6 protein-coding genes are annotated in these 9,655 nt (G+C 69.0%); 1 reads left to right on the top strand and 5 read right to left on the bottom strand.

The window, feature by feature from the left end; genetic code table 11:
* The 5 genes from treY to A5712_RS21920 form a co-directional block, all read right to left on the bottom strand.
* Positions 1–2,065: malto-oligosyltrehalose synthase (gene treY, locus A5712_RS21900; protein WP_068109663.1), on the bottom strand; the 2,065-nt coding region annotated here is incomplete at its 3' end.
* Between the two features lie 3 nt (positions 2,066–2,068).
* Positions 2,069–4,279, bottom strand: coding sequence for a glycogen debranching protein GlgX (gene glgX, locus A5712_RS21905; RefSeq protein ID WP_068109668.1), 2,211 nt, complete (start codon positions 4,277–4,279; stop codon positions 2,069–2,071).
* A 36-nt stretch (positions 4,280–4,315) separates the two neighbouring features.
* Entirely contained in the window at positions 4,316–6,472 is a 2,157-nt protein-coding gene (locus A5712_RS21910) for an acyltransferase family protein (protein ID WP_068109671.1), read from the bottom strand.
* 119 nt (positions 6,473–6,591) lie between these two features.
* Positions 6,592–7,338, bottom strand: coding sequence for an NlpC/P60 family peptidoglycan-binding protein RipD (gene ripD, locus A5712_RS21915; RefSeq protein ID WP_068109676.1), 747 nt, complete (start codon positions 7,336–7,338; stop codon positions 6,592–6,594).
* Positions 7,339–7,742: 404 nt separating this feature from the next.
* Complete coding sequence (locus A5712_RS21920) at positions 7,743–8,198, bottom strand: hypothetical protein (protein WP_068109682.1); 456 nt, start codon at positions 8,196–8,198, stop codon at positions 7,743–7,745.
* A 63-nt stretch (positions 8,199–8,261) separates the two neighbouring features.
* Here A5712_RS21920 and A5712_RS21925 point away from each other — a divergent pair, with 63 nt between their 5' ends.
* Positions 8,262–9,599 (top strand): adenosylmethionine--8-amino-7-oxononanoate transaminase, encoded by a 1,338-nt coding sequence (locus A5712_RS21925; RefSeq protein ID WP_068109678.1) that lies wholly within the window; start codon positions 8,262–8,264, stop codon positions 9,597–9,599.
* The last annotated feature ends 56 nt before the right edge of the window (positions 9,600–9,655 follow it).

Raw genomic sequence — 9,655 nt, forward strand, 5'->3', positions numbered from 1 at the left:
GCGGGGCGGCCACCGGCCGGTGCTCGCCGAAGGCGACGCCGCCGACCACGTGGTAGCGTTTCGCCGCGGCGACGACGCGAATCTTCGGGTGCTGCAGGTCTTTCAGCGCGGCGCGGCGGGCGGCATAGTCGACGGCGCGCCGGTTGTCGGGGTCGACCAGGCTGTCGTCCCACAACTCGGTGCCCTGGTAAACGTCGGGTGTCCCGGGCACGGTGAGCGCGAGCAGCTTCTGGCCGAGCGCGTCGCTTGCGGCGTGCGGATTGAGTTGGGCCACAAGCTCGGTCAACTGGCCGGCCACCGGGCCGTCGAGGATGGTGTCCAGCCAGCGGTGCACCGCGTCCTCGAACGCGGTGTCGGGGTCGTTCCACGAGGTGTGCCAGGCCGCCTCCCGGATGGCCTTCTCGGCGTAGGCGTGCAGCCGGGCGCGCAGTTCCCCGGTCACCTGGCCGCTGACCGGCCAAACCCCGAAGATGTTCTGCCACAGGAACTGTCCGGTCGCGGGATCGGGCGAGGGCGCCTGGACCTCCCAGCGGGCCAGGAACTCGGTCCACAGCGACGGCACCTGGGACAGCACGCCGATGCGGGCCCGCACGTCCTCGCCGCGCTTGGTGTCATGGGTGGTCAGCGTCGTCATCGTGTGCGGCCACAACCGGGCTCGGTCGGCGGCGCTGTAGTGAAACTCCGCCAGGCCGACGCCGAAGCGGTGCGGTTCGCCGCCCACCTCGTTGAGCGAGACCAGCCGGGCGTCGCGGTAGAACAGGCAGTCCTCTACGGCCTTGGCGGTCACCGCGCCGCAGAGCTGCTGCAGCCGGGTCGCGGGCTCGCCGCCCTCGGCCAGCGCCGCCGCCAGCACCTGCAGCGCGGGCCCCAATTGCGATGACTGGGCCTGGGTTTCGGCCAACGCGGTGGGCAGCAGCGCGGCCAGGCCGGGGTAGTCGCTGCGGTAGACACCGATGTGGGTGAGCAGCGCGGCGATGGCGTCGGGCAGCAGCGGGTCATCGGTGCCCGCCGTAGCCGCGACGGCCCGTCGCAGCCGGGCCAGCTCGCTGCCCAGGGTCTGGGTGGCGGCGCGAACCTTGAGCTCGGCGAGCAGCGCGGGCATGGCGTCGTAGTCCAAACCCGCCGAGTCGACGAGCGCGGTGAGCGCCTCCTCACCGGCCGGGTCGACGAAGACGCCGCCTACCTGCCGGAGCACATCGTAGCCGGTGGTGCCGGCGACCGGCAGCGTCGGCTCCAGGGCCTCGTCGACGGCGAGGATCTTCTCGATGACGATCCAGGCGTCGGGCCCGAGCAGCTCACGCAGTCGGGCTAAATACCCGCAGGGATCGGACAATCCGTCCGGGTGGTCGATGCGCACGCCGTCGACGAGTCCCTCGTCGAACCAGCGGGCGACCTCGGCGTGGCTGGCGTCGAACACCTCGCGGTCCTCCTGCCGCAGCCCGGCCAGCGAGGTGATCGAGAAGAAGCGCCGGTAGCCGGTGACTCCGTTGCGCCAGCCCACCAACCGGTAATGCTGGCGGTCGTGAACCTGCGGGCCGCTGCCCTCCGCGGTGCCCGGAGCGATGGGCAGGGCGAGGTCGCCGAGCCGCAGCCGGTCGCCGTCGACCTTCAGGTCGGCCGCGTCGTCGTCGGAACCCAATATTGGCAGCACAATTCGGCCGCTTTCGTCGAGGTCCCAGTCGATGTCGAAGAACGCCGCGTACTGCGAGCCCCGGCCGTGCCGCAGCACGTCCCACCACCACGCGTTCTGCTCGGGGTCGTCGATGCCGACGTGGTTGGGCACGATGTCGATGATCAGGCCCATGCCGCGCGACCGGGCCGCCGCGGACAGCCGGGCCAGGCCGTCGGCGCCGCCCAGCTCCGGTGCGACCGTGGTGGGATCGGTGACGTCGTAGCCGTGGTTCGACCCCGGGGCGGCGGTCAGCACCGGGGAGAGATAGAGATGGGTCACGCCGAGTTCGTCGAGGTAATCCAGCAGGTTTTCGGCGTCGGCGAAGGTGAACGCGACACCGCTGGACTCACCACGCAACTGCAGCCGGTAGGTGGACAGAACAGGAAAGGCCATGCGTCACAAGGTCTTACGCAGGATCAGCAGCGAACGTGAGGGCAGCGAGACCTTCTCTTCGGCGTTGACCACCTGGTCCGCCTCACCGGCGGGATGATTGGTGTCCAGCTCCACGGTCCACTCCTGGGCGTAGTCGTCGGGCGGCATCACGAACTCGACCCGGTCATCACCGGCGTTGAAGCACAACAGGAATGAGTCGTCGACCACCCGCTCGCCGCGGGCGTTGGGTGCGGTGATGGCATCGCCGTTTAGGAACACCGCCACGCACTTGTGAATGCTCTCGCCCCAGTCCTCGTGCGTCATCTCGCGGCTACTCGGATTCAGCCAGGCGATGTCGCGGACCTCGTCGCCGCTGCGGATCGGCTCACCCTCGAAGAACCGGCGCCGGCGAAACACCGGATGGTTCTTGCGCAGCGTGGTCACCTTGCGCGCGAACGCCAGCAGATCCGCGTTCTTTTCGACCAATGACCAGTCCATCCAGGACAATTCGGAGTCCTGGCAGTAGACGTTGTTGTTGCCGTTCTGGGTGCGGCCGAATTCGTCGCCGTGCGCGATCATCGGCGTGCCCTGGCTGACGAGCAGCGTCGCCCAAAAGTTGCGCATTTGGCGGCAGCGCAGCTCCAGGATGTCGGGGTCGTCGGTGGGGCCTTCGACGCCGCAGTTCCACGACCGGTTGTGGCTTTCGCCGTCGCGGTTGTCCTCGCCGTTGGCCATGTTGTGCTTCTCGTTGTAGGACACCAGGTCGTTGAGCGTGAACCCGTCGTGGGCGGTGACGAAGTTGATGCTGGCGCTGGGGCGCCGACCGGTCACCTCATAGAGGTCCGACGACCCGGTCAGCCGGGAGGCGAACTCGCCCAGGGTCGCGGGCTCGCCCCGCCAGTAGTCGCGCACAGTATCGCGATACTTCCCGTTCCACTCGGTCCACAAACCCGGGAAATTTCCGACCTGGTAGCCGCCCTCGCCGACGTCCCACGGCTCGGCGATCAATTTGACCTGGCTGATGACCGGATCCTGCTGCACCAGGTCGAAAAACGCGCTCAGCCGGTCGACGTCGTGCAGCTCGCGGGCCAGCGTGGCGGCCAGGTCGAAGCGGAACCCGTCGACGTGCATCTCGAGCACCCAGTAGCGCAGCGAGTCCATGATCAGCTGCAGGACGTGCGGGTGTCGGGGGTTCAGGCTGTTGCCGGTGCCGGTGTAGTCCTTGTACAACCGCAGGTCCGTGTCGACGAGCCGGTAGTAGGCCGCGTTGTCGATGCCGCGGAAGTTGATCGTCGGCCCGAGGTGATTGCCCTCGGCGGTGTGGTTGTAGACCACGTCCAGGATGACTTCGATGCCGGCCTCGTGGAAGCTGCGCACCATGGATTTGAACTCGGCGACGCTTGCGGTGCGGTTGGCCGCGTACTGGTTGTGCGGGGCGAAAAAGCCAAAGGTGTTGTAGCCCCAGTAGTTTCGCAGCCCCAGGTCCAGGAGTCGGGAGTCGTGCATGAACTGGTGAACGGGCATCAGCTCGATGGCGGTGACGTTGAGCGACTTGAGGTGGTCGATCACCACCGGGTGGGCCAGCCCGGCGTAGGTGCCCCGAAGCTGCTCGGGGATGCCGGGATGGGTCTGCGTCATGCCCTTGACGTGGGCCTCGTAGATGACGGTCTCGTGGTACGGGGTGAGCGGGGCCCGGTCGGAGCCCCAGTCGAAGAACGGGTTGCTCACCACGCTGGTCATGGTGTGGCCGAGCGAGTCCACCATCGGGGGAGTGCCGGGATCGAGCCCGTCGGCGTTCGGGCCGTCCGGGTCGACGGCCGTCAGGTCATAGGAGAACAGCGCCTGCCCGAATTGGAAATCGCCGTGAAAGGCCTTGCCGTACGGGTCCAACAGCAGCTTGCTGGGGTCACACCGGTGCCCGGCCGCCGGGTCGAAGGGCCCGTGCACCCGAAAGCCATAGCGCTGACCCGGGACGATGTTCGGCAGGTAGGCGTGCCAGACGAACCCGTCGACCTCATCCAGCGGGATGCGCGACTCGCTGCCGTCGCCGTCGATCAGGCACAGCTCGACCCTGTCGGCGATCTCGGAGAACAGCGAAAAGTTGGTGCCGGCCCCGTCATAGGACGCGCCGAGCGGGTAAGGATTTCCGGGCCAGACGGTGGCCAGTCGGGGCTGGGCCGTGCCGGCATCATGTGCGGCGGCGCCTTCATCCGAGCCTGGTTTGTTCGTAGGCATCATCCGACCTTATCCGCGCCCGGGCGCGGCGGCCTGTCACCACCAACCGGTGCCGGCCCCGATCTGGCGGCCCAGCTCGTTGGTCATTGTGCGCACGTAGGTGGGCGACAGGTGGTGCGCGCCGTGGTAGATCAGCACGTTTCCCTCGACGGGGCGGCAGACGTCGGCGCGGCAGATCGCGTCCGACATGTCGAGGACCTTCAGCAACGGGAATTGTGTGACGAAGTCGAGCGTCTGGTTGCGGTCGGCGAGCACGTCGGAGCGCTTGACCGCGCACGAATCGGGGCTGCCGCCCTTCTTGGCCAGGCAGTCCGCCGGGTCAAACGGCTTGCCGTTCTTGACCAGCCACGGGGTGTCCCGCATGCCGAGGATCGGAATGTTGTTGTCCGACAACGTTTGCCAGATGCCGATGTAGGTCGCCGGCATCACGTCGCCGGCCTTGATGTTCCACGGGCGGGTCGTCGTGGTGAACACGTAGTCGGGGCGGTCGGTGACCAGCTTGGTCATCGTCCGCTGGACCCATTCCCGGCACTGCATGTACGGGGCGTTGTTGCCCATGATCAGCGGGACTTCCTCGGTGGACAACGGGCAGCCCATCTTGAGGTAGGTGACCACTTTGAAGTGGTGCAGCTGGCCCAGCAGGTCCAGCGCGGGCAGCCAGTGCTCCGCGTGCGAGCCGCCGGCCAGGGCGATGCTGCGGGTGGCCTCGACGTCGCCGTAGGTGCAGTTGACCAGCGCGGGGTTGACGAAGTCACTGATGCAGCCGTCCCGGGTCGAGATCGGCAGGTCGTCCTTGACCTCCAGCACGCTGGGCCGCATCGGCAGCGCCGGGACCCGCGCGTGCTCGGTGAGGGCGCGCGCGCCCGGGTAGTCCTGCGGGTTGAGGACGCTGAGCTCCTTGCCCGCGGCGCGCAACACCGTGACGTGCTGGCGCCAGGTGAACGACGTGGCGGTGAGCGTGACGGCGAGTAGCACCACCATCGATCCCAGCGCCATCGTCGGCCTGCGCAGGCGCAGCGACCAGGGGACCGAGGGGATCCTCGGCTCGGGCGCCGGGGACGCGGCGGATGTCCGGTAACGCAGCGGGTCCTCGACGAGGCGGGTGGTCAGGTAGGCCAGCGCCCCGGAGACCAGCAGGACCGCCGCGCCGTCGACGAGGCCGGCGTGCCGGTGCCCGCTGTAGGACAGCCAGAAGATGAGCAGCGGCCAGTGCCACAGGTACAGCGAGTAGGCCATCGCGCCCAGCGCCACCAGCGGTCCCGCCGCCAGGATCCGGTTGGGAAGCGGCATCCGGTTATGGGCGCCGACCGGTAGGTTCGCCCCGGCCAGAATCATCAGCATGGTGGCCCCGACCGGGACCAGCGCCCAGGGGCCGGGGAATTCCTTGACGCCGTCGATGAGGGCGCCGCACGACACGATCGCCGCCAGCGCGGCCGTGGCGAGGGCGGTGCGCAGCCACATCGGCCAGCGGACGTAGGGCACGACGGCGCCGACGAGCGCGCCCAGCAGCAACTCCCAGGCCCGCGCGAAGCTGTTGTAGTAGGCCAGCGCCTGGTTGTCCTGATGGGCGATGGTGGCGTAGACGAACGAGGCCAGTGTCAGCGCGCCGAGCAGCAGCAGGAACCCCGTCCGTAGGTGCGGGCCGAGCGGGCGGCGCAGCAGGACGGCGCACCCGGCGACCAGTAGCAGGAAGGCGACGTAGAACTGGCCCTGCACCGACATCGACCAGATGTGCTGCAGCGGGGTGACGGCCTCACCCGCGCGCAGGTAGTCGGCCGCCGAGTTGGCCAGCTCCCAGTTCTGGTAGTAGCCGAGGCTGGCCAGGCTCTGGTCGGCGAACGTCTCCCAGCGGGTTTCGGGTTGCACCAGGACGGTCAGCAGCCCGCAGCCGGCCAGGACCACCACCAGGGCTGGCAGCAGGCGGCGGATCAACCGGGTCACCTCGGAAACCGGCGACAGCGGGACATCGGGGTTAAGGGCGGCGCGCAGGACCTTCCCGCCGAAGAAGAACCCGGACAACGCCAGAAAAACGTCCACGCCGCCGGAGACCCGGCCGAACCAGACATGGAACACGGCGACGAGCGCGATCGCGATCCCGCGCAGCCCGTCGAGGTCGTAGCGATAGAACCCGGCCGCGCGCGCCGGCACCGGTGCGGCGGCAACCGGTGGACGAGGCGGCGACAGGGTCTGCATGGTCAACCGCCAACTTAACCGAAAACCGCCACCCGCTCCTGGCGGCCGGCCTTCCGGCGAGCCTGTTCAGGGGAGCAAGTGGCGGGTGTTCGGCGGGGCGAAACGGCCCCGGCTAAGGGCTACCGCGTGATGCCGTAGGGCGACTGCTGCACCGGCGCCTGCTGCGGCTGCTGCAGCAGGGGCAGCTGCTGCACCGGCGCCTGCTGGACCGGGGCCTGCTGCAGCGGCGCCTGCTGGGTCGGGACCTGCTGGACCGGCGCTTGTTGCAGCGGTGCCTGTTGGGTCGGGACCTGCTGGACCGGCGCTTGCTGCAGGGGTGCCTGTTGGGTGGGCACCTGCTGCAGCGGCGCCTGCTGGAACGGCGTCTGCTGGACCCCGAGAACCCGGACCAGGTAGGGCGTCATGCCGTTGGCGCGCACCGGCGACACCTGGACCACGTCGCCCACCTCGAGCATCTGGTTGTTGCCGAGGTACATCGCGACGCTCTGAGTGCCCTCGGGACCGTAGAAGATCAGGTCGCCGCGCTGCGCCTGCTGCGGCAGCACCTTCTGGCCCAGCCGGTACATCTCACCGGAGGAACGCGGCAGCTTGATCCCCGCGCCGGCGTAGGCGTACTGCATCAGGCCCGAGGCGTCGAAACCGACGGTCATGGCGCCGGTGCCCTTGCCGCGGGTGGGGCCGGTGACGCCGCCGCCGGCCCAGGAAAACGGCACGCCGCGCTGTGAAAGACCGCGCATGACGACGATGTCGGCGGCCTGCTGGTAGTCCATCGCCCGGGTGCCGGGGTCAGCCGTCGCGATGCTGGCGGTGGCCAACGGGGCCACCAGCATCGCGAGACCGATCGCGAAAGCGGAGATGCGTTTCATGGGGTTCCCACCTTCTTGGGTCCTGGGCCTCCGTCGCGGTGACTTCGCGCGGCGGCCGCTAGTGCAGGCGGCTGGGATTTTGAGGCCTTCCCCCTCAGGGCCCGATGCCGCTGCATGACGCTTGGCGATGAACCCGGCCGGCTTGCCCGAATTCACACCAGTCACTACAGACACTTTTACAACAGAAGTGGCCGGCGGAAAACGCCTGGTGAGCATCGGAAAGGATTATTTGTCGTAACGTGACCGGACGGTGACTGGCCGCCCCAATCGCGTGCGCCCCGTTGTGATTTGGGTCTCAGTCGCGCGCCGGTGACCCGGTCGCGCCGAAGTCGACGTCAGCGCGACGCACACTCGCACTTTTCCGCGCTGCCGTCGATCTGGGTGAACACTCCGCGGCCGCGCCGTCAGAGCCAGTAGCGCTCGCTGAAGGTGGTCAGGATGAAGCCGGCCGCCGAGGCGACCATGAGCAGGACGAGCGACAAGACCGGCCAGAAGGACATGTACCAGCCCTTCAGGAGGGACACGAACGGGCCGATTCCGGCCGCGGCGATCGCCGCGCCGATGCCGCCCCACACAACCGGGTGAATGTAGTAGTCGATCCCGAACGGGACCGGTCCGCAGTCCTCGCCCTGGCAGACCTTCTCGAGGTAGCCGAAGAGCCGCGCCGGCCAGTCTGTCGCCGTGGCGAGGACCAACAGCAGCACCAGCAGCGTGACCGTGCAGATGACGTCCCAGGCCGCGATCCGCAGGCGAAGCACCCGGGGTGGCTCGTGGTCGCGCTGGTCGGGGCGCTCGGGCGCCGGCGGGGCGGCGATGTGGTCACCCGGGTTGGGGCCGTCGGTCTGATGCGGCGAAGCCATGGCCATAGATGGTCCCCGATGGCCGCGAATTGTGCGAACCGGCTGCCTCTACGCTCGATCTCTATGCCTGCGGCGAGGGGCGGGCTGACGCCCGAGGAGATCAGCGCGATCGACGCGGCGCACCTGTGGCACCCCTACAGCACCATCGGCAGGGAGGCGATGGCGCCCGTCGTGGCCGTCGCCGCCCGGGGCACCCGGCTGACGCTGATCCGCGACGGCGAGCCCGTCGAGGCGCTCGACGCGATGAGCTCCTGGTGGACCGCGATCCACGGGCACGGCCACCCGGACCTGGACGCCGCGCTCGCCGCGCAGCTGGCCACGATGAACCACGTCATGTTCGGCGGGCTGACCCACGAGCCCGCGGCCCGGCTGGCGCGGCTGCTGGTGGAGATCACGCCGGCGGGCTTGGAGACGGTGTTCTTCAGCGACTCGGGGTCGGTGTCGGTGGAGGTGGCGGTCAAGATGGCGCTGCAATACTGGCGCAGCCGCGGCCGGCCCGCCAAGCACCGGCTGATGACCTGGCGGGGCGGCTACCACGGCGACACCTTCACCCCGATGAGCATCTGCGACCCCGACGGCGGCATGCACTCGCTGTGGACCGACATCCTGGCGCGACAGGTCTTCGCCCCCCAGGTGCCCGGCGACTACGACGCCGCCTACAGTGCGGCGTTCGAGGCACAGCTTGCCGAGCACGCCGACGAACTGGCGGCCGTCGTCGTCGAGCCCGTGGTACAGGGTGCGGGTGGGATGCGCTTCCATGATCCGCGCTACCTGACCGATCTTCGGGACATGTGCCGGCGGCACGACGTGCTGCTGATCTTCGACGAGATCGCCACCGGCTTCGGGCGCACCGGCGAACTGTTCGCCGCCGACCACGCCGGGGTGAGCCCGGACATCATGTGCGTCGGCAAGGCGCTGACCGGCGGGTACCTCAGCCTGGCCGCCACCCTGTGCAGCACCGAGATTGCGCACACCATCAGCTCGGGGGAGGCCGGCGCGCTGATGCACGGGCCCACGTTCATGGCCAATCCGCTGGCCTGCGCGGTGTCGGTGGCCAGCGTCGAGCTGCTGCTCGCCCAGGACTGGCGATCCAGGGTGGGGGAGATATCCGCGGGCCTGGCGGACGGACTGCGACCGGCCCGGGACCTGCCCGGCGTGGCCGACGTACGGGTGTGCGGCGCCATCGGCGTCATCGAATGCGACCGGCCGGTCGACCTGGCCGTCGCCACCCCGGCGGCGCTGGACCGCGGCGTGTGGCTGCGCCCGTTCCGCAACCTGATCTATGCGATGCCGCCGTATGTCTGCTCCGGCGAGGAGATCGCGCAGATCACGTCGGCGATGGTCGAGGTCGCGCGCGTTGTCGGCCGAAACGGCCAAGGTCACTCAGCGAATTCTCAGTAGATTCTTCGAAGCCGGTTAGCTCGGCTCAAAGGGTCCTCAAAGTCGCAGGCCGCAGG

This window comes from Mycobacterium sp. E2327, assembly GCF_001672675.1.
In the GTDB taxonomy this organism is placed as follows: Bacteria; Actinomycetota; Actinomycetes; order Mycobacteriales; family Mycobacteriaceae; genus Mycobacterium.

Excerpts from the sequence above, each read along its gene's own strand:
- glgX (WP_068109668.1), bottom strand. The coding sequence starts at position 4,279 with ATGCCTACGAACAAACCAGGCTCGGATGAAGGCGCCGCCGCACATGAT.
- A5712_RS21910 (WP_068109671.1), bottom strand. The coding sequence starts at position 6,472 with ATGCAGACCCTGTCGCCGCCTCGTCCACCGGTTGCCGCCGCACCGGTG.
- ripD (WP_068109676.1), bottom strand. The coding sequence starts at position 7,338 with ATGAAACGCATCTCCGCTTTCGCGATCGGTCTCGCGATGCTGGTGGCC.
- A5712_RS21925 (WP_068109678.1), top strand. The coding sequence starts at position 8,262 with ATGCCTGCGGCGAGGGGCGGGCTGACGCCCGAGGAGATCAGCGCGATC.
- A5712_RS21920 (WP_068109682.1), bottom strand. The coding sequence starts at position 8,198 with ATGGCTTCGCCGCATCAGACCGACGGCCCCAACCCGGGTGACCACATC.